This window comes from Caballeronia sp. INML1 (assembly GCF_023631085.1).
Lineage (GTDB): Bacteria > Pseudomonadota > Gammaproteobacteria > Burkholderiales > Burkholderiaceae > Caballeronia > Caballeronia turbans.
Window position 1 is genome coordinate 153,064 of record NZ_JALQDT010000056.1, and the last position, 23,520, is coordinate 176,583.

17 protein-coding genes are annotated in these 23,520 nt (G+C 60.6%); 6 read left to right on the forward strand and 11 right to left on the reverse strand.

The annotated features are described in order from the left end of the window. Nucleotides 1-128 precede the first annotated feature (128 nt). Both NCR38_RS21755 and NCR38_RS21760 read left to right on the forward strand, forming a co-directional pair. On the forward strand, nucleotides 129-1,067 hold the full coding sequence (locus NCR38_RS21755; protein ID WP_061118993.1) for a LysR family transcriptional regulator: 939 nt from the start codon (nucleotides 129-131) through the stop codon (nucleotides 1,065-1,067). Continuing rightward, on the forward strand, nucleotides 1,064-2,503 hold the full coding sequence (locus NCR38_RS21760) for an aldehyde dehydrogenase family protein (protein WP_061118992.1): 1,440 nt from the start codon (nucleotides 1,064-1,066) through the stop codon (nucleotides 2,501-2,503). Before NCR38_RS21755 ends, NCR38_RS21760 begins: the two co-directional genes overlap by 4 nt. Before the next feature lie 420 nt (nucleotides 2,504-2,923). Here the strand turns inward: NCR38_RS21760 and NCR38_RS34185 are convergent, their stop codons facing one another. Together NCR38_RS34185 and NCR38_RS21765 are read right to left on the reverse strand one after the other, a co-directional pair. Next, a complete protein-coding gene (locus tag NCR38_RS34185) occupies nucleotides 2,924-3,088 on the reverse strand; it encodes a DUF1214 domain-containing protein (RefSeq protein ID WP_250538949.1) in 165 nt (54 codons plus the stop codon). A 598-nt stretch (nucleotides 3,089-3,686) separates the two neighbouring features. Next, nucleotides 3,687-4,070, reverse strand: a complete 384-nt coding sequence (locus tag NCR38_RS21765; RefSeq protein ID WP_250477581.1) for a hypothetical protein — start codon at nucleotides 4,068-4,070, stop codon at nucleotides 3,687-3,689. A 556-nt stretch (nucleotides 4,071-4,626) separates the two neighbouring features. Between NCR38_RS21765 and NCR38_RS21770 the strand changes: the two genes are divergently transcribed. Further along, nucleotides 4,627-6,528, forward strand: coding sequence for a hypothetical protein (locus NCR38_RS21770; RefSeq protein ID WP_061119084.1), 1,902 nt, complete (start codon nucleotides 4,627-4,629; stop codon nucleotides 6,526-6,528). A gap of 54 nt (nucleotides 6,529-6,582) precedes the next feature. Here NCR38_RS21770 and NCR38_RS21775 read toward each other — a convergent pair whose 3' ends face one another. Next, nucleotides 6,583-7,602: a phytanoyl-CoA dioxygenase family protein gene (locus NCR38_RS21775; protein ID WP_061118989.1), complete on the reverse strand. Its 1,020-nt coding sequence runs from the start codon at nucleotides 7,600-7,602 to the stop codon at nucleotides 6,583-6,585. Nucleotides 7,603-7,970: 368 nt separating this feature from the next. Here NCR38_RS21775 and NCR38_RS21780 point away from each other — a divergent pair, with 368 nt between their 5' ends. Continuing rightward, nucleotides 7,971-8,954 carry a phytanoyl-CoA dioxygenase family protein gene (locus tag NCR38_RS21780; protein WP_061118988.1) on the forward strand — a complete coding sequence of 328 codons (984 nt, stop codon included), beginning with the start codon at nucleotides 7,971-7,973 and terminating at the stop codon, nucleotides 8,952-8,954. A gap of 326 nt (nucleotides 8,955-9,280) precedes the next feature. On the opposite strand, the gene NCR38_RS21785 is transcribed toward NCR38_RS21780, so the two are convergent. Continuing rightward, nucleotides 9,281-10,399, reverse strand: a complete 1,119-nt coding sequence (locus NCR38_RS21785; RefSeq protein WP_061118987.1) for a DegT/DnrJ/EryC1/StrS aminotransferase family protein — start codon at nucleotides 10,397-10,399, stop codon at nucleotides 9,281-9,283. 387 nt (nucleotides 10,400-10,786) lie between these two features. Here NCR38_RS21785 and NCR38_RS21790 point away from each other — a divergent pair, with 387 nt between their 5' ends. Further along, entirely contained in the window at nucleotides 10,787-11,737 is a 951-nt protein-coding gene (locus NCR38_RS21790; protein ID WP_061118985.1) for a GDP-L-fucose synthase, read from the forward strand. Nucleotides 11,738-11,785: 48 nt separating this feature from the next. Here the strand turns inward: NCR38_RS21790 and NCR38_RS21795 are convergent, their stop codons facing one another. From NCR38_RS21795 to NCR38_RS21810, 4 genes are read right to left on the reverse strand one after another with little or no spacing between them, the layout of a single operon-like run. Beyond that, nucleotides 11,786-12,937, reverse strand: a complete 1,152-nt coding sequence (locus NCR38_RS21795; RefSeq protein ID WP_061118984.1) for a glycosyltransferase — start codon at nucleotides 12,935-12,937, stop codon at nucleotides 11,786-11,788. Between the two features lie 13 nt (nucleotides 12,938-12,950). Beyond that, complete coding sequence (locus NCR38_RS21800; RefSeq protein ID WP_061118983.1) at nucleotides 12,951-14,321, reverse strand: hypothetical protein; 1,371 nt, start codon at nucleotides 14,319-14,321, stop codon at nucleotides 12,951-12,953. A 46-nt stretch (nucleotides 14,322-14,367) separates the two neighbouring features. Continuing rightward, the gene (gmd, locus tag NCR38_RS21805) at nucleotides 14,368-15,486 is read right to left on the reverse strand and encodes a GDP-mannose 4,6-dehydratase (protein ID WP_061118982.1); all 1,119 of its coding nucleotides are present in this window, start codon (nucleotides 15,484-15,486) and stop codon (nucleotides 14,368-14,370) included. Between the two features lie 41 nt (nucleotides 15,487-15,527). Further along, entirely contained in the window at nucleotides 15,528-17,774 is a 2,247-nt protein-coding gene (locus NCR38_RS21810) for a polysaccharide biosynthesis tyrosine autokinase (RefSeq protein WP_061119083.1), read from the reverse strand. Nucleotides 17,775-18,216: 442 nt separating this feature from the next. On the opposite strand from NCR38_RS21810, the gene NCR38_RS21815 reads away from it, so the two are divergent. Further along, nucleotides 18,217-19,458: a glycosyltransferase WbuB gene (locus NCR38_RS21815; RefSeq protein ID WP_250477582.1), complete on the forward strand. Its 1,242-nt coding sequence runs from the start codon at nucleotides 18,217-18,219 to the stop codon at nucleotides 19,456-19,458. Between the two features lie 46 nt (nucleotides 19,459-19,504). On the opposite strand, the gene NCR38_RS21820 is transcribed toward NCR38_RS21815, so the two are convergent. From NCR38_RS21820 to NCR38_RS21830, 3 genes are read right to left on the reverse strand one after another with little or no spacing between them, the layout of a single operon-like run. Continuing rightward, nucleotides 19,505-21,574: a hypothetical protein gene (locus tag NCR38_RS21820; RefSeq protein WP_061118980.1), complete on the reverse strand. Its 2,070-nt coding sequence runs from the start codon at nucleotides 21,572-21,574 to the stop codon at nucleotides 19,505-19,507. A 25-nt stretch (nucleotides 21,575-21,599) separates the two neighbouring features. Continuing rightward, on the reverse strand, nucleotides 21,600-23,027 hold the full coding sequence (locus NCR38_RS21825; protein ID WP_250477583.1) for a lipopolysaccharide biosynthesis protein: 1,428 nt from the start codon (nucleotides 23,025-23,027) through the stop codon (nucleotides 21,600-21,602). Nucleotides 23,028-23,069: 42 nt separating this feature from the next. Continuing rightward, the gene (locus NCR38_RS21830) at nucleotides 23,070-23,519 is read right to left on the reverse strand and encodes a hypothetical protein (RefSeq protein ID WP_061118978.1); all 450 of its coding nucleotides are present in this window, start codon (nucleotides 23,517-23,519) and stop codon (nucleotides 23,070-23,072) included. Nucleotide 23,520 lies beyond the last annotated feature (1 nt).

Consider the following 23,520-nt stretch of genomic DNA (forward strand, 5'->3'; position numbering starts at 1 on the left):
TCAATACACCGGTGATGTCTCGACGCACGGCCGCGCATTGCGCGAAATGGCCGGAATCTAATGCCGCGCCGATGAGTGATAACGCGATCTCACGTCATTAGGCTTACTGATACGAATCCGAACCAAAAATGGACCTCAAGCAAATCCAGTACTTCATCGCACTCTTCGAGGACGGGTCGGTCACGCGCGCGGCCAAACGGCTGAACATCGTGCAGCCCGCACTCAGCATGCAGATCGCGAAGCTGGAAGAAGAGTTGCACCAGCAATTGTTCGAGCGCGGCGCGCATGGCATGGCGCCGACCGCCGCCGGACGGCTGATGTATCGCCTCTTTCTACCGATCATGCGCGACCTTGCGCACGCGCGGCAGCAGCTTCAGCAGCGCGACGAAGTAGTGACGGGGCATGTGAACATCGGGCTCATCGCATCGGTGACGGAGAGCGTGCTTGCCGATTCGCTCTCGCGCTTTCATGCGCGTTATCCGCATGTGGAAGTGACGGTGGCGGACGGCTTCAGCGCGACCTTCATTGACTGGGTCGCGGGTGGGCAACTCGATGCGGCCCTCATCAACAAGCCCCGCGCGCGCCTGTCGCTGGATTCTCAGACGCTGCTCGATGAAGAAATGGTGCTGGCGACGAGCGTGCAGCACGGCCCAGACCTGCCGCACACGATCGAGCTTGCGCAGTTGCCCGAACTCGAACTCGTCTTGCCGACCAAGCGCCACGGCCTGCGCGGCGTGCTCGATACCGCCGCGCAGCACGAAGACGTGCTGCTTGCGCCGCGTTTCGAAATCGACGTGCTCAGCACGATCGTGAAGCTCGTAGAGAGCACGCGCTTTGCGACGATCCTGCCGCGCATCGCCGTTGGGCGGGCCGTGCAGCGCGGGACATTGCGGGCCTATCCGATTCTCGCGCCGCGCATCGTGCGGCATATCGTGCGCGTGAGCCATCCGCGCAGACCGTTGTCCGCTGCGGCCGAGGCGCTGATCGAGATCATCGCCGACGAACTTCATCGCGTGTCGGACGCATCCGGCACAAACGCCCCTCTTATCTCCAAGGAAACTGCATGAAAGCACCACACTGGATAGCCGGCGCATGGGTCGGCGTGCTGTCGGTGGACAGCATCGACCCCGCTACGGGCGAAAGCATCGGCCAGTTCGCCGACGGCGGGGCGCCGGAAGCCGATGCGGCCATCGCCGCGGCACGGAACGTGTTCGACCGCACGACGTGGGCACAGGACGCGCGTTTGCGTCAGGACGTGCTGCTCGCATGGGCCGGCGCACTCGATGCGCAACGCGAGCCGCTTGCGACCCTTCTCACGCGCGAAAACGGCAAGGCTATCGCGCAATCGCGCGGCGAGATCGCCGCCGCGATTTCCGAAGTCCGATACTACGCGGGACTCGCCCGGCACATCGCCGGCCACGTGCTTGAATCCGAACCGGGAACGATCTCGACGATGCTGCGCGAAGCCGCTGGCGTCGCGGCCATCTTTGTGCCCTGGAATGCGCCCGCAGTGTTGCTCGTCCGCTCGCTCGCGCCGGCGCTCGCCGCTGGCTGCACCGCAATCGTCAAATCCGCCGCACAGACCCCCCTGATCATCGCAGCCATGCTGCGCTGCTTCGAGCAAACCGCGCTGCCGAAGGGCGCAGTGAACCTCGTCAACGAGATCGGCTATGCGGCGGGCGAACGGCTGGTCGAGTCGCATGACGTGGACGTGGTGAGTTTCACCGGATCGACCGCAACGGGCAAGAAGATCATGGCGGCGGCCGCCGAAAGCATGAAGAAGCTTTCGCTGGAACTCGGCGGCAAGTCGTGCTGTGTCGTCTTCGAGGATGCCGACGTCGCCGCGATCGCGCCGCGTATCGCGCGCGCCGCGACGATCATCTCGGGTCAGCAATGCACTGCTGCGCGCCGGGTACTCGTGCATGCCCGGCGAGCGGCCGAGATGCGCGAGCATCTCACCAGTGCGCTCGAAGCGCTGAAAGTGGGCGAAGGCATCAACGAGGCAATGGACATCGGTCCGCTCATCGACGCGGCCACGCGGGACGCGGTCGATCAAACCATTGCGCGCGCATGCGACGAAGCCGATCGCATATTGCTGCGCGGCACGCGCTCAGGACACGCGTACCTCTCGCCGACGCTTGTCGAGCACAGCGACCCAAAAGCGTTCTTCTGCCAGGAGGAAATCTTCGGACCGTTCGTCACGCTTGAGACGTTCGACACTGAAGCGCAGGCAATCGATAAAGCCAACGACACCGTATTTGGCCTCTCCGCGAGCGTTTGGACCAACGACGGCGCGCGCGCCTTTCGCATCGCACGCGCGCTGCGCAATGGCACGGTGTGGATCAACGATCACAACAAGCTCTTTGCCGAAGCGGAAACGGGCGGTTACCGGCAAAGCGGTCTCGGCCGCCTGCACGGCTACGACGCCCTCGCCGACTTCACGGAAATAAAGCACATCTGCATGCCGGCAGGCGTCGCTGATGGCGTGACACCGCTACGTTGAGTACGCTGGCGGGCGCTCAATTCCGCCTGCTCCTGGATCAGTCGGGTTGATCAATGTGCGAACGCCTGCCAGCACATAGCGAGCGCCGATCTTAGCCTTGTCGAGCGTGTGAGGCCCGGCTCCGTATTGAGTCGTGGTGTATTGATCCTCGCTGATGATTTGCAGCGACATGAACCGGTTGCCGGAATCGGGTAACGTCACTGTCACTGATCCGGCATCCAGATCGATATACGACTCGAATACAGTGTGTCTCGGCTGCCTCGAATGACCGGTTGTTTATCAATCGGCAGCAAGTCGCGTATATGATTCCATCCTCCGAATCAACCGCTCTTCACGGAATTAGCGAAGTAGCGGTCGGTTTCCGCACGAACGAATTTGTCAACCGTGACTGGCACCGTGTCTTCGGAAAATCCTTCATACTCACGGTGCGGCTACCTCCACGACGTCTGGCAAGACCCAGGTCTTGTCAAACAAAGGCGGCTTGGGTCCGTAGAAGCGCATCATGATTTCCCACTCCTTGCCGGCAACGGTTGGAATCCAGTTCGACTCTTTCCCTGTCGGCCCGCCTTGATCAGAGCCTGCCACATCAGGTCGAAGTTGACAGCAGGCATCGCCCAGATAACCGTTTCCGTCGCCCTACTGCGAAACAGGTGTTCTTCGACCGGGTCTGTGCAGTTTGGCCGACTGCGACAAAACTTGAAAGGCTGAGGTAGACAACTGCATTTTAGCCGGGAACGGTCGGCTGACGATCGACATCGCTGGAACTCATTCGCCGTCTCAACGCCTCTTGTCGCCGGTTGAACCACCGCTCAATCGACCCTTTGTTGTCTACGCGTCTGACGGCAATTGGCTGCATGCGGTCCGATGTTGAAACGAACAGAGTTACTTCGCTCGGCTCGGTCCGCGTAAGGCCGAAGAGGGTCGCGATGGAATGGACACAGTCCTCCCTTCGGGAATTGAGCATCGTTGAGGCGTCCAAATAGAACGGCATCAATGTGCCAAAGTGGGGTGGCGACACAACCACTTGAGGAACGGAGACCCAGATGAATGCCATGACATACAGACTCGACATTGCAAAACGGGTGTTCAACTGATCGGATGCCGGGTTAAACAAGGCAGCGTCGTCTTCGCCGTCGCCTGATAACTTGCATACCCTCAAGCGCCCAGGTTCGCCCACCCAACGTTACTGTATCGGCGGAACTGTGCCGAGCTTTTCCGCGAGCATCCGCTCATAGACGCCAAAGTGGAGGTCGACTTCCTCCTGCGTGACCGCCTCGACAAAGATGTTGATCTGATCCGGCATGAGGCCCATGACGGTGGCTATCGCCGCTTCAAGCTGCGGCGCGCACACGCGGTCGTCCGCCATCGTGGTGCCTATCCTGATGTCGTATTCCTTCTCTTGCCGGAAGACGATCTCCACGATGCGCGCCCGCGCGCTCATGTTGTGATCAACCGCCAGGCGAGTGACCTCCGCTAACCGGTGCACGATCTCGCTAGGGAAGCCTTTCGTTGAGCGCAGTTTGATGCGATGTCTTCCAAGGGTGATCCAGTCCGTATCGAATTCCACGACTTACCTCCTACGAGCTAGGTGGCAGGATTGTATGGTCCGACAGGCAGATTTCAAGTGAGATTACCGGCATATGACCGCGAGGCAACCGTGGACATTGTCGAAGGCGCGCACGTGGTCACCCTTCAGGCTGACCTTCCAGGTGTATCGAAAGATTGACCGGAAAGTTAAAGCGCAAGACGCTCTTGCCAAGCTTGTCGCGGCAACTTTCGCTTGGAAATTCGGGTCAATCGCGGCGAAAAAACGGTCGCCCCAACCGCGGACCAATCTGTCGCCAAAACGGCCAAGTTCTTGAGTGGCCCGAGCCCCAACGATCAGACGTTACTGCCTGTTTCATCAAGTTACAGACACTTACGGAATATTTGAGTTTCATTCAAGCACGGCGCCTGTCGATTTCCAACCCAGTGACTTGTCTCTTCATCGTCGGCAAACGCTGACCGCCCGCGTGCGCGCTTGCCTGCCGATCGATCGCACGCATCAGTCCCCCAATGGAGCGTATAACGCAATCGGCGTCGCCGAGCGTTTCAAAGACCGTCTGGTCGTTGAGCAGGATCCAATGCAAAAGTCCCTCCTCTCTTTCTCGACGCTCGTTCTCGCGCTTGCCGGTTGCGGCGGCGGCAACGACGTTAAAGCTCCTGATGCTGCGGCCGCCAGCGCAGATGCCGTCGCGCGGGCCGTCGCCCACGCAGACGCGACACGCCAGATTGCCTGCGTAGCACCCACGACCGCGCCGGCGTCCAGCAGCGGCGGCCTGATCACCGTCGATACGCCGAACTCCGACGGCACGCGCATGTACCCGATCGATGCCCGGATCGACGTCGCGATCACCACGCGCGCGAGCGCCGATGACACGCTCGAATGGACCATCGCCGATGTGCTCGGCAACACGGTCGCGAGCGGCGATTTCGCCGTGCCCGCCGGCGCGACGACGAGCACGCTCGCATGCACGTCGACGCTCGCCGGCTATTTCCAGGTCTCGGCGACGCTCGACAGCGCGGGCGGTCAAGTGCGGGAATCGGGCACGCGTCCGGGCGGCTTCGCGAGCTTCGGCGTGATCCCGGATCTCGCGAGCGCGATTCCCGGCGTCGAATACACGAAGCAGGACCAGCATCGCTTTGGGATGGAGGGCTTCAACGGCTGGGGCGCGGCGCTGTCCGCGCTTGGTCTCTCATGGACGATCGATGATCGCTCGATGGGCGCGATGGAGCCCGGCGAGCGCTTCGAATTCAATCCGTCGGCTGACAATCTCGACCCGTTCTACAAGTCAGGCAAAGTGATGCGCTTCGTGCGCCTCGACGGCCTGCCCGGTGGCGCGAGCATGCACGACCTCAACCCCGACCACAGCTATATCCCGAACGACCTCGGCTATTACTGGAACTTCATGACGCGCGTCGGACAGGAAACGGAATCGATCCGCGCGAAATACTATCCGACCATGTCGGGCAACTATTACCAGGTGACGTGGGAACCGGAAGTCTTTTGGAAGGATTCGGACAAGAATCTCGTCGCCCTTTATCGGCATGTATACGACGGCCTGCATTCGACGGATCCTCGCGCGGTGGTCATGGGCCCGACCGAGTCATTTCCGATGCACACGACCGCGCGTCTGGAATCGCTCGCGTCGCTCGGTTTCGCGCAATACCTCGATGGCGTTACGACGCACGGATATTACGATGTCGACGGCTCGTCGCCGTCGCATCCGCCAGAGCGGCTATACACCGACGACAGCAATGCCGCGAGCTCGCTGCTCAACCAGATGCGTGGCCTTCGCGCTGAAATGCAGCAGGAATACAAGCCGAACATGAAGTTATTCGTGACGGAAACGGGCATCGAATACGACCTCGGCACGAGCTATGGCCCTGACTATCCGACGCCGAATATCCTTTTCGCACAAGGCGCGGTCGTCGCACGCACTCACCTCATCCTTCTCGGTGAAGGTGCGGATCAAACTTACGTGTTCTACGGAGCGGACTATCCGGGCGAGATCGGCTACGGCACGTTCTTCGACCTCGACAACGCAGAAGGCTCGCAGGACGCGACGAATATCGCGCCGAAACCCGCTGCGATGGCGATTGCCGCAATGACACGCATCCTGGACGGTACGATCACGCTCGGTCCCGTAAATGACTTGCCCGCCGGTGTGTATGCGTACGGCTTCCAGCAGTTGAACGGTGGCCGCGTCATCACCGCGCTGTGGACGCACAACAACGACGTGTGGCCCGCGTCGAACGGCGACTTCAGCACCAAGTACAGCGTGAACTACACGCTCACAGTCGATGCGGACGGCAACAGCGGCTCGGTACAACTGATCGACGCAATGGGCAACCTGTCGAGCGTTCCGTACACCAACGGCGCGGTGACGCTGACGCTGACGGAATTGCCGCAGTATGTGGTCTCGACGAACGCAGACGTCGCGATGAGCAACACGACGAAGCCGGTCGGTTACGTCGGCATGTAGGGACCGGTCTGACGACCGGATCGGCGGGGCGCAGATGGGCTGCCTCGAGAGCGGTCATCTTTTGACGAGCCGCCTGACGGTGGGCTGGACGGATAGCGGGAGCCTTGATAAAGCCGCGCGCGCGATGCGATGAAAGACATAGTTCGTCAAGACACGAATCATCGTTTTATCGAGGACCAGTGAGTTCAGCGTGGTTTTTGGAAAGACTTGATAGTTTGATGGCTTTCCAAAGCCCAGAAACATCGAGATCTGATCATTCATGTTCGTGATGAATTCTGTGTTGACGATGATCGGCTCCGACTTCTGGATTTCGCTGTCTACCTGGAAGAAGACGCTCTTCCTGACAAAGTTCTTGTCCTTGACGGGTCTTGCCCGGTGAATTCCATATGTGTTGTAGATCAGCAAGGAACCTTTGGGCATCTTAAAGCTTCTGATCGCCGTCCCATAGTTCTCTTCGATGAACCCGTCAGTGTAATCGCTATAGGCCTTATCGCCGGACCAGCGATGAGAGCCTTCGATATATTGGAATTCACCATCCTCGACGTCCGATACATAGAAGATGAAGATGATTCCGGGAATATGCGCGAATGCCTTGTCCGTCTTGTTGTCCGTATGCCACTGCATGTGGTGTCCGCCATATGTTTCATAGTAGCGCAGTGCTTTCAGTCTAAATTGATCACCCAGATACCGCTCGCAGACATTGAACACGAAGGAAGACGTAGCAAAGTTGTAGAAGGCCTTCGACACAGCGAGCAGATTGGTCAGGTAGTACTGCTTCTCGGAATATACGCCGCTGATCGAGTTCTCATTCAGTCCTAGTCTCGTTTGCGTCGCGTCGCGCTCGATGGCTTTCAGCGTGTCTGGCGATATGGCCGAGGGAAAGGCGTAATAGCCCTTTTTGTTCAGGTCCCCGATGATTTGGTCCATGTCGACGGCCAGAAACTCACCGACAAACAGTGTCGTTTCGTTCCGTCTGTCATCGACTCTGACGCGACTCGCGCTCGCCGACGTCTCATCGACGCTCATTTCAATGGCGCTGCGCGAATCGCCATCATTCAGGGGCACGCTTGCCATTGCTTTCTCCCGAGGTTGTTGCGAACGGCCACCGCCGTCGACCGAATCGAGATGGATGTTAGTGTCAGCAGGCGGCGTAGAAATCACGAAGGCGGAAGACGACAGGCTCTTGGCCGGCTGATACCCGCGCCTCCACCGTTGGCGCGGGTTGAAAGTGCGCAGCGCTCACCGGCCAATCACTTGGCGGAATCGGTCAGGAGTGACGCAAGGTTATTGGTTCGACATAGATTGAGAAGGATTCACGAGAGACTATGGTCATCGCTGCAATCGTCGAATGGCCAAAGATGTCCTGCATCAAAAGCAGTGCTTGAACAGTCCGCTAAAGTGCGTTCTCGCGCACCGGTCTAGTGAGTACCTTGAGGCCCATTATGTACAAAATACTTAGTCCGATTGGAACTGAAATTGAAATTCCAGAAAATGCGGCCCAAAACTCGACCACGTTCGATCTGATCGAACTCGCCGGAGCAAGGCAATACTACGATGAAAATGGCTATGTCGTCGTGCGCGGCGTGGTGGACCCGGTTCTGTGCGACTCTATCCGGAATGCGTTCGAGACTACCGTCAAGAGCTATCCTGGGTACATATACAGGCAGGCGACCGCGAACCCGGAAAAGAACAGAATCAATGAGTATGGCTTCGTAATGAATTCGCTACTCAACCTTCAGTCTCTTAGTGAGGTGAGATTCGCGCCACTCAAGAAGCTGACGGTGAAGGCGTTTGCGAGTACACCTATCAAGCGCATCACGCGGGAAATACTCTCGGAAGACGGCAAGCTCGTGCAGAGCATGTACTTCGAAGGGAACGCGGAGACGTGGCCACATCAGGACACGTATTATCTCGACAGCGAGAGGATCGGCACGATGGTAGCGTGCTGGTACGCCCTTGAAGATATCGACGCGGGTGCCGGACGTTTCTTCGTCGTGCCGGGCAGTCACCGCATCGACATGGTGAAGAACGGAAAGAACTTCGACGTGGCATTCAATCACGGACAATACAAGGAACTGGTCAAGAAGATTCTTTCTGAACAACAACTCGAATTCCGCGCGCCATTCCTGCAAAAAGGTGACGTGCTTTTCTGGAATTCGAAGACGATCCACGGCAGCCTGCGCACGACGCGCCCGCAATTCTCTCGCAGTTCTTTGACGTCGCATTTCATCCCGGTTTCTCACCGCTTCCTGCAGTTCCAGTCGAAGATCAAGCCACTGAATCTGCGCGAGTTCAACGGTATGGCGTTCCATTGTCCGAAGGACATGGAGCGGCTGTCCAGCCGGGTCGTGCTGGGGATCGAAACGACGTTCCCCAAGTCATTTCAGATGGCGAAGAAACTGGCCATCAAAGCCCTGGTTAAGTGATTCTCCCGCCGCAGCGTCGGTCTGAATGTGCCGGTCCAGGATAGAGCGAAAGAAGTTGACAACCGACGACCGCGCCGCGAATCCGAGGCGCGGGGTTAATTTTCAGCCGTGGCATCCAGCCTACGTCCCGCTCCTGCGTTAATCGCCGCCACTAAGGCGTATTGCCGTTCTTTCTTCGGACCGGTATTCCGTCGGCGACATCGAAAACTGCCTCCTGAATACTTTTTAGAAGCGCTCGCCATTGGTCAGTCCGGTCCTGCGCACGAACTTGTCGACCGGCAAGGCGCTGACGTGAGGGATAACGACCATATGAAGCAGGCGATGTCCTATAGGAACGTGTTCATCATGTTTCGGACCGCAGCGACGGCCTGATCCTGCTGCGTCTCGGTCAGCGCAAGCCCGCTCGGCAGATAGAAACCGCGGCGACCCATACGCTCGGCAACGGGATAACGTTCTCCCTCGAACAGACCTTGCTTGCGAAACACGGGCTGCTCGTGCATAGGCCAGAAGAACGGCCGCGCGCTGACGCCCGCGTCGGCCAATATGGCGCGCGCTTCGTCGGCATCGATCGGCAACGCGTCATCCAGCATGACGCCAAAGACCCAATAGATATTCTCTGCAAAGGCGCATGTCACCGGCGCCAGTTCCAGTCCCCGCACACCGCGCAGCAGCGCGTCGTAACGCCGCCCCAGCTCCCGCTTTCTGGTGACATGCGCATCGAGCTTCTCGAACTGCGCGAGACCTACCGCCGCCTGGAGGCTGCTCATGCGATAGTTCCAACCCAGTTCTTCATGAACAAAGCGCCTTTCCGGCTTGAAGCACAGGTTTCGCAGACTTCTTGCGCGCGCGGCGAGCGCGTCGTCGTCGCAAAGGATCATGCCTCCTTCGCCGGTCGTGATGTGCTTGTTTGCATAAAAGCTGAAGCACGATATCTCGCCGAAGCTGCCGCACGCCTTTCCGTTATAAGTCTGCCCGATGGCCTGCGCGGCATCTTCGATCACGGCCAGGCCATGTTTCTTCGCGAGCTCAAGCACGGGCGTCATGTCCACGGGCAGACCGAAGATATGCACCGCCATGATCGCGCGGGTACGGCTCGTGATGGCATCCTCGATTTTCGTGACGTCCATGTTCCACGTATCCGCGCTCGAGTCCACGAATCGCAGACGCGCGCCGGTGCGAACGATCGCCGATGCGCAGGAGATGATCGTATGCGTGGGGATGATGACTTCATCTTCCGGACCGAGTTTCAGCGCCGCTGCGGCGACGTCGAGGGCCGCGCTGCCGTTGGCCACGGCGATCGCATGCTTGCGACCCACGTATGCCGCCATCGCGTGCTCGAAGCGCTCGACGAATGCACCATCCGATGAAATCCAGCCGCTCTCAATGCATTCGTTCAGGTAGATCCTCTCGTTTCCGTCGAGCAGGGGTTCGTTTACCGGAATCATCGTGTGCTTCTCCTGGTTTCAGGCCCGACGCCCATTGACTGGTCCGAGCCGGTCCGCTCGGCGAACAGGATGCTCACGCGAGCGGGCTGCACGCGTTCACGCAGCATAGAAGTCACCCGAGGCTCGTCTGCCGGGCTGGCCGAATATGCCATGACGTTGGCCGGATCAGGTGCCGCGTAAGACGTCGCGCCACGCATGCTCTCGAGACCATGACAATGCCGGTGCGAAAGCGCGGACCGCGCCAATACCTTGGCACCGTCCGCCACCACCTGAAAAATGTCGATGGCGATCGCTAATCTGGGAACCGCACATCGTGCCTCCCGCATCCCGTGTCTCTCGGGAAATGACGGTCCGACAACGCATCCCAATGGACGATCGAGCACCAACATGAACAAAGGCTCTCGCATCTATGTCGCCGGACACAATGGCATGGTCGGCTCAGCCCTCGTCCGGTGTCTTGCCAGTCACGGCTATCACCACCTGGTCACGCGATCCCGACCGGAGCTCGACCTGCTGGATCAGCGTGCAGTGAGGGACTTTTTCGCACAGGAGCACATCGACGTCGTGCTCCTCGCTGCCGCGAAGGTTGGCGGCATACACGCCAACTCGACCCAGCCGGCGTCGTTTCTCTATGAGAACCTCGTCATCGAAACCAATGTGATTCACGCAGCGTTTACGAGCGGCACGCCCGAACTGGTCTTCTTCGGCTCCTCATGCATCTACCCGAAATATTGCCCTCAGCCGATCAAGGAAGAGTACCTGCTCACGAGCGCCTTCGAGCAGACCAACGAAGCCTATGCGATCGCGAAGATCGCCGGGCTCAAACTGTGCGAAGCCTATAACCGGCAGCACGGCATGCGCTACCTGTCCGTGATGCCCACCAATCTTTACGGTCCGAACGACAACTATGATCTTCAGAACGGGCACGTTCTGGCCGCGCTCATTCGCAAGACGCACGAGGCAAAGCTGAACGGACTGAAATCGGTCGGCGTCTGGGGATCAGGTTCGCCACGACGCGAATTCCTGCATGTGGACGACCTCGCGTCGGCGGTGCTCGCGTTGCTAGAAAGCGGTCGGACCGACGGCGTGTTCAATATCGGCACCGGACGTGACATCACGATCGCGGACCTCGCCCGTCTCGTCTGCGACATCATAGGCTTTACCGGAACGCTGGATTTCGACGGATCGAAACCCGACGGTACGCCGAGAAAATTGCTCGATGTGTCGAAGCTGGCCGAACTGGGATGGAAGCCCACGATCGCGCTCGGAGACGGCATCGCGGCCACGTATGCCGACTTCGCAAAGCGGGAACAGCGCACCGGTTACGTCAACGCGTGATTCGCGGCAGACGTTCTTCGGCCTGCCGCGTTCCCCCTATTGCGGTTCTCATGCCGACAGGATCGGCGACAGTGTGCGCCTCAGCGCCCCTTGCGAGAGCAGCGCCGCTGCCGCCTCTATTGCCCTCTCTATCTCCGTGCGCTTGCGCAGATACATCTGCTCCGCGCCCGCCAGCGCATCGGCAATGGCAGCCGCTTCCGGCGCCGCGAAGCATATTGCTTCGTGAATCTCCTTCATGCTGATGGCCGGAAGTTCCGTAGATATGACGAGTCTTCCGGACGCGACATACTCGATGACCTTGAAGGGAAAAACACCGTTGCCCATCTTCTCGATTGAAGCGTGCGGATTGACCAGCACATCGCACTCGGAGATCAACGTGAGCAGCGTCTCGTCGTCCACCCGGCCGTGAAAGTGCACCGCGTGCCCTTCGGCACCGAGGTTCGCGAACGCTGATGCCAGCGGGCCCGCCCCGCACACATGAAAGGTGAAGCGTCCGCGCGAAAGGCGTATCAGATCGAGAACGATGTCCGCACCTTTTTCCGCGCTCAGGCCGCCAAAGTAGCCGATCACGGTTGGCGCGCCTTCGCGTGAGAATGGCCGGCGCCGTCTGCATACCTCGACCAGTTCGTCGGACACCACGCCTGGACACAACACGACGGGGCAGCCGCTGCGTCGGTGCTCGCGCGCGGACAACGACTCGTTGACGGCAAGGCATACAGTCGGAGCCGGCAAAAGAAAGCGCCATGCAATGAAGTCGAGCATCGGCTTGGGATGCCAGCGCCGCCGCGAGAACAGCCAGTCTTCGAACTGAAGAACGAGACGCGCGCCGAAGCGTTTGGTCAGCTCGCGCGCCAGCATCGATTCGAACGCGTAGGGGTTGTAAATCCATACGGTATCGGGTTTGCCCAGCATCGAAATCTCGCGGCTCACCGCGGCCACTTCGAACAAGTTGAGCATCTTGCCGATGGTTCGCACCGGATACCGGCGCAGTGCAATCTCACGAATGGGCCTGTCGCCAATGCGCGCGTCGCGCACTTCTCTCGGCAACCATTCCTGCTCTTCGTGCGCGGAGTTGATCAACACGACATCGCGCGCCAGATGGACTGCCAGCGTCAGGAAGAATTCGACTTTGCGCGCAGCACCCAGATCGCGGTTCCTCTCGCGATTGGCGGCGCTGTACGGTGCGATGAACACTAACATGTCGACTCCCAGATCACATGTTCAGGAAAGGCGCTTCGTCGACGCCGACTTTGGGTCGCGCGCGACCGGGCGCTGCCTGAAGGCGCACGCCCGTCTTATGAACCGCGCGCCAGTACGTGTCCCCGAAACAGACGAACAGCGTCGTCACGAGCGGATATTGCTCCAGCAGATTGATATCCATGCAAGCGCCTAATGTGATGCCCACGAACACCAGATGACGCGCCCGCAGATACCCTGAATGGCGCGGACGCAGCCGCCACAGGAAAGCCGCGGCGCCCGTGACGAAGAGCAATGTTCCGATCGTCCCAAGCTGAAACTGCATCGTGACAAAGGCATTGTCGATGAGCAGGTTGAAACGATACTGCTCGGGTTCGGCGCCTGCTTGCTGCACCATCGAGTACGCGGTGTTCGTGCCCACGCCGAGCCCACGTCCGATCAGCAGCTCCGGCACATTCGCTTGCGACAGCTGATCTGCGATCTGCACGAGGTTGTACAGCCGCCCTCCTTCGGCGATCTGGTTGTCCAGAACGTCGCCACGGCCGACCGCGTCGACCATGTGTGCGTAGCCGCCCGTCACCAGAGACGCAGCGATAGGCAACGCGCTCATCACGAGCAGCATCCGGGCACGTCGATCGAGCCTGCCCGCCAGCACTTCCCAGAACACGAGGCCGGTCACCGGCGCGACGCACAGCATCGCGAAACGCGTACCGGACGACACTGCAATCCCCACCGCCAAGCCGATCAGCAGGAGCCGAAAGAGAAGCCGCGCCCGGTCGAGAATCAGCGTCATGCACGCGAGGGAAATCGCATACATGCCTGCCAGCGTTGCGTTGCTGAGAAGACCCGTGTAGCGATCGCCCGCAAATGAAACCACCCGCCCCTGCCCAAGATCCATCCATTGCCGCAGCACGACGTAGAAGTCGAGCGCGGCGAGCGCGAGCAACGCGATCACGAAGGCCGTCTGCCCCCGTACACCGTCGGGCAGCCATCGCCCGAACAGGAACAGCCCGAACGACGCATGAAGCAGCAGCACCCAACGCATTCCTGCTGCAAGAAAGAACAGCGGGGTCCAGCCCAGGATGAACGGCACGAGTCCGATCGATATCACGCAGAAAAGCCAGACAAAGTACAGAAGAACTAACTTGCTCATGTCGTATGGAAAGCGGCCCCTTCCCAGCGCGATGGGCCAGCCGACACCGATGACGACCGTGAGCACGTCCTTCACATACCGGACCGCGCCGGCCTCGTTCATTCCGGCCGTGCTCATGTTCCATACGTCGATGGAGCGGGTTCCAAGCGCACTGAACGCCTGGTCCGCGTATTGCGCCAGCGCTGCGGCGAAAAGCGTGTAGACGACGAGTGCGAATACCCAACGGGTCCACATGGCATACGCTCCGGTGCTTGCCGTTCGGCTCAACGCAGGCTCGTCCTCATTCGTGATGCTCCAGCGCGCGGTATCCGGCCAGCGTGATCAGCGCATCCCGCTTCGCGATCTGATAATCGGACAGCACCATCTCCTTGACGAGCGCGGCGAATGTCACCGTCGGCGCCCATCCGAGTTTCGCGTGAGCCTTCGACGGATCGCCGAGCAAGGTCTCGACCTCGGTTGGCCTGAAATAGCGCGCGTCCACTCGCACGATCACCGTCCCCGGGGCGACCCGGCATTCCTTGCTCGTGATGCTGTCCACGATGCCGACCTCGTCGACGCCGCTGCCCTCGAAGCGAAGCGTGATGCCGAGCTCCGACGCCGCCTGCTGCACGAACTCCCTCACGCTGTATTGCACGCCCGACGCAATGACGAAATCTTCCGGCTCCGGCTGCTGCAACATGAGCCACTGCATCTGGACGTAATCGCGCGCGTGTCCCCAGTCGCGCATCGCCCCGAGATTGCCGAGGTACAGGCAGTCCTGTGACCCGATCGCAATGCGGGCGATGGCTCGCGTGATCTTGCGCGTTACGAATGTCTCTCCGCGAACCGGCGATTCGTGATTGAACAGAATCCCGTTGCATGCATATATGTCGTACGCCTCGCGATAGTTCACCGTGATCCAGTATGCGTATAGCTTCGCGACGGCATAAGGACTGCGCGGATAGAACGGCGTGGACTCGCGCTGAGGCACTTCCCTGACCAGTCCATACAACTCGGATGTGGAGGCCTGGTAGAAGCGCGCGCTCTTTTGCAGGCCCAATATGCGTATTGCTTCGAGAATTCGCAGAGCGCCGAGGCCGTCTGCGTTGGCCGTGTACTCGGGTTCTTCGAAGGACACCGCTACGTGGCTTTGCGCCGCCAGATTGTAGATTTCGTCGGGCTGCACGCGCTGGATGATGCGCAGAATGCTGGTCGAGTCCGTCAGGTCGCCGTGATGCAAGTGAAAACGCCGCTTTGCGACATGATCATCCTCATAGAGATGATCGATCCGGTCGGTATTGAAGAGCGAGGAACGGCGCTTCACGCCATGCACCTCGTATCCTTTGTCGAGCAGGAATTGAGCGAGATAGGAACCATCCTGACCGGTGATCCCGGTGACCAGCGCGACCTTCTTCGACATCGCTTCTTCTCCTCGTTTGCGTACGCGACTTTCGAAATGCATCAGGCAGGCTTGATGTTGCTCTCGCCGCGGTCCTTGCCATACCCGTAGGTCGTGACGTAGCCGGAGCCATAGCGGGATCTTTCGGCGGGAACATCGGTGAACAGGATGCCGCTCACGCTCACGTCGCTGTTTTGCAGTCGGCTCAGCGCCTCGTGCACTTCGGCGACGGACTGCCGCCCGTGCCGCACCACGAGCAGCGTGGTCCCTGCCTGCCGTCCGATGAGCGAGGCGTCGGTGACGGCGAGCACTGGCGGCGTGTCGATGACGACGGAGTCGTAACGCCGGGACGCCGCGTCGAGCAGTTCGTTGAGGCGCCCGCTCATGAGAATGTCCGCCGGATTGGCCGAGTCGGCGCCACGCGGAATCAGATCGACGCCTTCGATGACGTCGCGCCTCACCACGTCGTCGAATGGCGCGCCGTTGAGGAGCTCGCGCAGTCCGGGTCCGTCGCTCGGTCCGAAAGATGCATGCATGTTGCCCATGCGCATATCCGCATCGATCAGCAGCACCCGCTTGCCGCCGGCCGCCTGAACGGCCGCGAGATTGGCCGAGAGGAACGACTTGCCCGCGCCAGGCGTCGAACTCGTGATCATGATCACGTTGTTTCTGTGCGCTCCGCTGATCGATTGCAGCACGGTGCGCAGACTTCGCACGCCTTCGACCGCCACGTCGCCAGGCGAGCGCGCCGCCAGCACATGCACGCCAGGGAGCTTGCGGCGCATGTCCTCCTGCAACCTGACTTGCCGGACGCTGTGCGGCACGACCGCGCAGACCGGAATGCCGAGGGCGCGCTCGATCTCGACGCTGCGCTCCACGCCACCGAAGAGCGCCCTTCGCAAGAATGCGGCGACGATGCCGAGCACGACGCCGAGCACCGCGGACAGCGCCAGCAGGACACGCCAATTGGGCTTGATCGCTTTCTCGGGCGGCATGGCGCGATCGACGATGCGCACATTGCCGACGTTGCCCGCCTTGATGACGCGTAACTGCTGCGCGCTGTTGAGGAGATTCGTATAGAGGTCGGTGTCCACGCGAACGTTGCGCATAAGGCGCAGCGCCGTCTGCTCGGTATCCGGCAATGAAGCCACGCGCCGGCTCAGGGCGTCGCGATCCTGTTGCAAGCGGCTGATCTTGGCATTGATCGCCGTGAGCGACGGATAACCCGGCTGATAATGCCCGGCGATATCGTCGCGCTGCTGCATCAGCGCGCGCATGCTGGTGTCGAGTTCGATAACTTGTTGCAATAGCAGGCGGCTTTCGATGCCGAGATCGACGGTGCCCTTGCTGTTGCGAAACGCGTTGTACTGGTCCTCCGCCTGCTGCAACTCCTCGCGCAGCTTCGGCAACTGCTCCTCGAGAAAGAGCAGCGAATGTTCGGCTTCGGATGATCTCCTCGCGAAATCCTGAGCCAGATACTCTTGCGCGATCGCATTCACGACATTGGCAACGCGCGTCGGATCGGAGCCTTCGAGCGCCACGCCGATCATGCCCGACTGTGTCTTGCGCTCCGCGATGGCCAGCTTGCTCTGGAGCGCCAGAGTGGTCGCCTGGCTCGATTGTGCCGTCAGCGTGAATTCGCAGCCGGGAGGCGCCTCGAGCGTGTTGACGAGGACGCGCGCCTCGCCATTGTCGTAGGGCACGGTCAGTTCCTGACCGACCGCTCCTCGTCCGAGGACGATGCCATCGGGCGATAGCAGTTCGAATGAACCGCCCTCTCCCGCCTTGATCGTGAATGCGCGACCGAGGGCCTTGCGCGGCACGTCGAACACCTTTACGTCAATGTTCTCGTCGCCCCATGCGAAGCGCCGCAAGCCGAAGAGCGGTTTTGAGTCGCCCATCCCCCTGTTCAGCCTGGCTATCCAATGACCGATGAGCGGAAAGTAGCGCGGCTGCGCGGTTACTTCCAGATGCAATTGCCGCACCGCCTCACCTACGACGAGCCGCGAGCGGATCAACTCCATTTCGGTGTCGGCGCCCGCCTTGACTTTCGAATCGAAGATCGATGCGAGCCGCCCCAATGCTTCGGCTTCGGGAGAACTCGAAGTCTGCGCGCCGATCTGAACCAGCGCGTCGGCACGGTACACGGGCTGGATGACCGCTCCATATAGCGCACCGAGCGCGAGCGTGCCGAGCGCGACCACGCATACGAGACGACGGCCATCGATGATGACCCGAACGTAGTCGGATATCGACACGCCATCCCCGTGCATCGAATCGTCGTGCATGCCTTGCTTCATCGAGGTCATGTGTTTGCCGATAAGGTCCATTGCCCCCGACAGCGGTGCTCGCCCGGGAGGCGCGATTTCATAGGAGCGACGCATCCGGTGTGCGTCCGTTCTGACTGTTACCCTTGTTCTTATCAATGGACAAACAAAGCAGCGCAGCACGCCTGGTTCGAGAAAGCCCCCGGGTCTCCCGTGTCCGTCGCCGTTGAGAACTTTACATACGCCTCTGTCATGCAGGACATCGCGACGGAAATCGCCAAGATGTTGTCGGTCGCCTGAGTCATGTCGGTAAGAATGGAACCCGGTGTCGAAGCGGTGGCGTGTCTCGGCAAGCCTTTGTCGGCTGGAGTGAACAAGTGGCTTGTACCATTCGCCGGATAGCTTGATGCCGATTTCTTCTACGCGCGCATGCGAGCAAGAAATTTCATTCAATTCCAATACAGGCTATCGAATGAAGATCCTCATGATTTCACTGAACTATGCTCCCGAGGTTTCCGGTATCGGGAAGTATTCGTCCGAGCTGGCCGAGTGGTTCGCAAGAAAGGGGCATATAGTGCGCGTGATCACGGCATCGCCCTATTATCCTGGCTGGCGCGTGCAGGAAGGTTATAGCGCGCGCAAGTTCTCCACCGAATCGATCAACGACGTGTCGGTAACGCGCGTGCCGTTCTGGTGTCCGCGCCGGCCGAATGGCGTGAAGCGTCTCATTCACCTGATGAGTTTCTCCCTCGCTGCCGCGCTGCCAGCCATCGCCCGCGTACGCTGGCGTCCCGATCTCGTGTGGGTGGTCGAGCCGCCTTTGTTCGCGAGCCCGTTTGCACTGCTCACTGCGCGCTTGAGCGGCGCACTGTGCTGGCTGCAGATTCAGGACTATGAAGTCGACGCTGCATTCAAGCTCGGCATGCTCAAGGGTAATGCCGTGAAGAAGCTTTGCCTCAAGTTCGAGCGATCGCTTCTCGCACGCATGGACGGAGTGTCGGCCCCTTCGGCTGCGATGACGCAAATCGCAGCCGCCAAAGGCGTGCCTAACGAAAAGCTGTCTCTCGTACCGAACTGGGTCGACACCGGGCGCATCCGCCCGCTCGGCAGAGCCAGCGCTTTTCGCGCCCGGCTGGGTATTGGCGAAAATGTCATCGTCGTGCTGTATTCCGGAAATCTCGGCGCCAAGCAAGGACTCGAACTGCTTCCTGAAGCCGCGCACAGGCTGGTGCATCGTCGCGACATCGTGTTTGTCATTTGCGGCAATGGTCCTGCAAAGGACTATCTGAGCGCCAAGGCGGCGGAGCTTCCGAACATCAAACTGATCGACATGCAGCCGAACAAGCGCTTCAATGAATTGATGGGGCTTGCGGACATCCACGCTCTTCCGCAGCGCGCGGACGCCGCCGACATCGTGATGCCATCCAAGCTCGGCGGCATGCTGTCGAGCGCACGCCCGGTCATCGCGACCGCCGCGGAACATACGGAGCTATGGAACATCGTTCGGTCGGTCGGCGTCGTGACCGAACCGGGCAATGCGACCGCCCTGGCGGAAGCGATCGTCCATCTGGCGAACGATCCCGCGCTGCGCGAGCGACTCGGCTCGCTCGGACGCAGCTATGCCACGACCCATCTCTCGCGGGAGAAGATTCTCGCTGCATTCGAGAGCCGCGTCGTCATCGAGCTGCAGAAAAAGCGCGACGTGTCGGACCGCGTCATTACCTGAGCCCTTGCTCGCGCCACGCGCGCCGCTCGCCTGCGCACCGATGCGGCTATTCGAAAGGGCGATTGCCGAGCATGAGCGCGCGATGCGCGCCCGCGGTCGAGGCGACGAGTCCAAGCGTTCCTTTCTGGGTCACCGAGAAGCGGACCAGGTCGCTTCCCGATACCAGCGTTCGGGCGGGCTCGCCAGCGCCGCGTCGTGGCAGATGGAGCAGATACAGACCCGACAAAGCCTGATGTGACCGGTCCGCGTTACGCGACACGAGCACGATCACGGCATGGGCCTTGTCGTCGCGTGGAAGCGTCAGACCGGTGTCGAAGCTCGCGCCGTCGAAATCCATGCTGAAGAGGCCGAGCCCGCCGATCTCATGCCTGACCTCCTCCACGGCGCGGAACGCTCCACGCTGTATCGTCACATCGTCGGCGAACGTTGCGGCGCCCAGGGCAAAGTGATCCTGCGCATTCGTGAGCGTGCAATCCCACGACTGCACGGGCGCGACCGGACCGTCCGACGCCACGGCCGATGCGCCGTAGGCTTGCTGGACGTTGACGCCGAAGACGGAGGAAGCGCCGTCGAGTGTCCCGACAAATGCCGGAACGAGTACACCGTCGCCCAGATACGGGTCGTTCCAGCCGGCGCCGACGGGTCCCGTGCGAGCCGGACTGTCGCGATAGCCGACGCGCTCCAGATAAACGCCGTTGAAGACGGCGGACTGACATGCATCGACGAGCACGGCGGGTCGCGGCGACATCGCGTGCGATATCTGCATGAAGACGTTGGCGTTCGACGGGCGCGCATAACGCGACATGACCCTGATGCAGAAACCGCAGATGCCCCTGTAGGGATAAGCCTTCGCCTGCGACGCGGCGTTGAGTTGCGCACTCAGTCTCGACTCGTTGTTTCGCGTCTTGAAGAACGCGGCGTCGAACCAGGTGTCGATACGCCGCTCGTCATCGCCATAGGCCCGGCTGTAGATGTTGCGCACGTTGATGAAGGTGCACTTGTCCGCAAAGCCGCCTCGCTCGTTATAGTCGTCGTTGCGGTCCGCCCATTGCCCTCCGACGAGAACCGGCACGCCCGTGCCCTGGGCCTCGATATTGCTGAACATGCATTGCTCCAGCACCGCTGCATAGATGCCGATGCCGCAGCCGAGAAAGCGAAGCTTGTCGAAGATGCAGCAGGCGAGTGTCGCGGAAAGCGCACCGAAAGCCATGAAGCAATCGATGAAAGTCAGGTTCTCCAGGCCCGCTTCGAACGCGGTGTCGTGTCCATCGAGTAGGCCGAAGGTGATCGGCTGACGCGCGTCCGCCATGCCGTAGCGATACCCTCCCTTCACCACGGCGTTGATGCCGCATACCTTGACTCCGGGCCACGCGCCCACGCAGTAAGCCTGGCGCAATGCCGGCTCGGGCGCAAGCCGCTTGTCCTTTGCGCTTCTCGTGCGGCCGTCGTCGTGACAAGGAATGGCGAGCGTCCCCGATGCGGCTGCGATGCGGAACGTGCCGTTATCGAGCACCACACGCTGCGCGCGTCCTGTCGACGCATAACATGCGCCCGCGAAAGCGACGGCGCGGTTGATGGCGTCGGCGTCATCTGCGATGCCGTCACCTTGCGCACCGAACCAGCGCGCGTAGATGTCGCCCTCGAACACGCGTTTCCAGCGCTTTCCGGACTTCGACACGATAATCGTGCCGCCATTGTCCGCACTCGACGCATCGTCCGGATCGAGCCGATAACACGCGATGTCCGACGCGCGACGGCCTGCCGGATGCTGCGACACGAGCAGGCGCGTGAGCGTTCCGGTGTACTGACGCAACATCGCGTAGCCCTGGATCGGACCTTCGTTCAGGATGAAGCCGGACACATCTGCGATGCGCGCCTGAAGCAGCGCCCCCCTGATGACGACCATCCTGTCGTCGGGTGCAAGGCTTTCCGCAAGCTGCATCGAAGCGGCTGCACCCTGAATCTGCGTGGGCTCGCTTTTCGCGGCCTGCGCACGACGCGCCTCGCCGGCCACGCCCGAGACGCCGCAGCAGGCGACGATGATCTTCTTGAGCGCCCGTCGTCTCGTCTTGAGCGCCTCGCCGGCGGCCTGCCACTTGCTCCGGAGCTGGACCATGACGTCTCGAGGCCTGTGGGAAGCGCTACGACAGCGGCTTCAGCGAAGCATGGGCAAAAATCTGCTTTCTGCAGATGCCGATATACACGGAGTAGTCCACCGCGACGCTGGCAATGATGGTCGACCAGATCACCCAGTCCACCGTGCCGAACTTCGTGAGCAGATAAACCTTGAGCGGAATGGAAACAGTGCAAAAGACCAGCACGGCGAGCAACTGCGGACGCAATTCCTTCACGCCGTTCAGAAAGATGGCGAAGGCGCTGGCCATCGCGTCGACCACGGCGAGCACCGCCGCGGCGCAACGCAACTCGAACGGCACGTCGAGCTGATTGCCCGTCCATATCTTCAGGAGCCACGGCGACGCTATCAGGATCAGCGCGCTCATCAGCAGGGCGGTACCTGTCGTCACGCACATGGACAGCTTCAGCGTGTTCCTGATGAAGGTCCTTTCACCTCGCGATCGGGCATCAGCGTACAAGCCCCACAATGGTCCCGACAACATCGACATTGCAACGGTGACCACCTGAAACAGCCGTTGTGCGACGGCCAGTCGCGCGACTTCCTTGGCGCCGAGAATGTTCGAGACGATCAACGGGTCACACGCGCTGCCACATATGAAGCCGAGTTGAACGATGAGAAATATGCCCGCCGTCTTCGTCAGCACGGAATAGTCGAGCCAACCGGTGCCGGCCCAGATGCCGCGATGGAATCTGAAGATCCCCTCCCGGCGCAGGCGCACGAGCAGAATCATCGCGCTCGCGACCTGAACGCCATAGGTGGACAGGACGAGATAGGGCATGGGTGCGCGCACGCGCGCACAGAGATAGAGAAGCGGCAACGAACACAGGTATCCGATTGCCGCGGCCGTATGCGGTTCCCATGCGCGCTGCAAGCCCACGAAGACCTTTCTAACGCCACCGAGCGGAATGTTCAGGCAGAACAGCCCGATGAACGTGAGCGTCGCCAGCACGGTCTCTTTCGCGACGATCGTCGACTCGACCTTGAGCAGGCGCTGAAAATCCAGCAGCAAGACGAGCCCGACGAGTACCCCCGCCGCGGCGACGCCGATCACGGCGAGCAGCATGATGCCCCGCGTAACGATGGTCTGCAGCGCGTCGCGGTCGGCGGACGATTCCGCATCCGCAACGAGATTCACGAGTCCGTTCGCCACGCCGAGATCCAGCACCGATAACATCACCGCGAGGCTCGATATCGTCATCCAGATGCCGAAGCGCTCTTGTCCCAGATATGGCAGCGTGAACGAGACCGAGAGCAGGACGACCGCGAAGCCCAACGCCGCACTCACCGAATTGCAGGCGACCGACCGTGCTGCGCGGACATAGCGCTCCCGGTCGCGCGCCTCGGAGCTGCCGACGCCGAATGGCAGGTAACGAAAGCAGTGCCTCAGGAAGAAGGCGGGGGCGCGCGCAAAAGAACGCTCTGAAGGCGGCATGGGGCGTTTCATCCTTTAGCTGATCGCCGGAAACGCTGTGGCCTAAACGCGCGGTTCGAATCGCACCTTGTCCTGATCGCCCACGTAGGGTCCCTGCTTCACTTCGATGAACGCCGCGTCTTCGAGTATCTCGAAGCCATGCCCGCCCGAGGACAGCAAGATGACGTCGCCGGGCCCGAGCGTGCGGCTCGTCACATAGTGCAGATTCGAGCCGTAAAAATCGACACGCACGCGGCCTTTCTTGATGAACAGAACCTCTTGCGTCAACTTGACCTCGCGCACCACGACGTTGTGTACGTGAGCGGGAATCTTCTTTCCGGCCGGATGCGTCATGTGCGCGAGTTGCTGCGAGTACTCATGCGGCGTAAAGAAGTTGATGCCTTCTTTTGAGAACGAGTCCCGGACGATCAGAGCCAGTGTGACGCCGTCGTGAACGATGGTTTCCAGCTCCTTATCGACCACGGTGTCCTGTTCGGCTACGAGTAGCGTCATG

Excerpts from the sequence above, each read along its gene's own strand:
- NCR38_RS21785 (WP_061118987.1), bottom strand. The coding sequence starts at position 10,399 with ATGATTCCGGTAAACGAACCCCTGCTCGACGGAAACGAGAGGATCTAC.
- NCR38_RS21800 (WP_061118983.1), bottom strand. The coding sequence starts at position 14,321 with ATGTGGACCCGTTGGGTATTCGCACTCGTCGTCTACACGCTTTTCGCC.
- NCR38_RS21815 (WP_250477582.1), top strand. The coding sequence starts at position 18,217 with ATGATTTCACTGAACTATGCTCCCGAGGTTTCCGGTATCGGGAAGTAT.
- NCR38_RS21810 (WP_061119083.1), bottom strand. The coding sequence starts at position 17,774 with ATGACCTCGATGAAGCAAGGCATGCACGACGATTCGATGCACGGGGAT.
- NCR38_RS21830 (WP_061118978.1), bottom strand. The coding sequence starts at position 23,519 with ATGACGCTACTCGTAGCCGAACAGGACACCGTGGTCGATAAGGAGCTG.
- NCR38_RS21780 (WP_061118988.1), top strand. The coding sequence starts at position 7,971 with ATGTACAAAATACTTAGTCCGATTGGAACTGAAATTGAAATTCCAGAA.
- NCR38_RS21790 (WP_061118985.1), top strand. The coding sequence starts at position 10,787 with ATGAACAAAGGCTCTCGCATCTATGTCGCCGGACACAATGGCATGGTC.
- NCR38_RS21770 (WP_061119084.1), top strand. The coding sequence starts at position 4,627 with ATGCAAAAGTCCCTCCTCTCTTTCTCGACGCTCGTTCTCGCGCTTGCC.
- NCR38_RS21795 (WP_061118984.1), bottom strand. The coding sequence starts at position 12,937 with ATGTTAGTGTTCATCGCACCGTACAGCGCCGCCAATCGCGAGAGGAAC.
- NCR38_RS21775 (WP_061118989.1), bottom strand. The coding sequence starts at position 7,602 with ATGGCAAGCGTGCCCCTGAATGATGGCGATTCGCGCAGCGCCATTGAA.
- NCR38_RS21760 (WP_061118992.1), top strand. The coding sequence starts at position 1,064 with ATGAAAGCACCACACTGGATAGCCGGCGCATGGGTCGGCGTGCTGTCG.
- NCR38_RS21825 (WP_250477583.1), bottom strand. The coding sequence starts at position 23,027 with ATGCCGCCTTCAGAGCGTTCTTTTGCGCGCGCCCCCGCCTTCTTCCTG.
- gmd (WP_061118982.1), bottom strand. The coding sequence starts at position 15,486 with ATGTCGAAGAAGGTCGCGCTGGTCACCGGGATCACCGGTCAGGATGGT.
- NCR38_RS21820 (WP_061118980.1), bottom strand. The coding sequence starts at position 21,574 with ATGGTCCAGCTCCGGAGCAAGTGGCAGGCCGCCGGCGAGGCGCTCAAG.
- NCR38_RS21755 (WP_061118993.1), top strand. The coding sequence starts at position 129 with ATGGACCTCAAGCAAATCCAGTACTTCATCGCACTCTTCGAGGACGGG.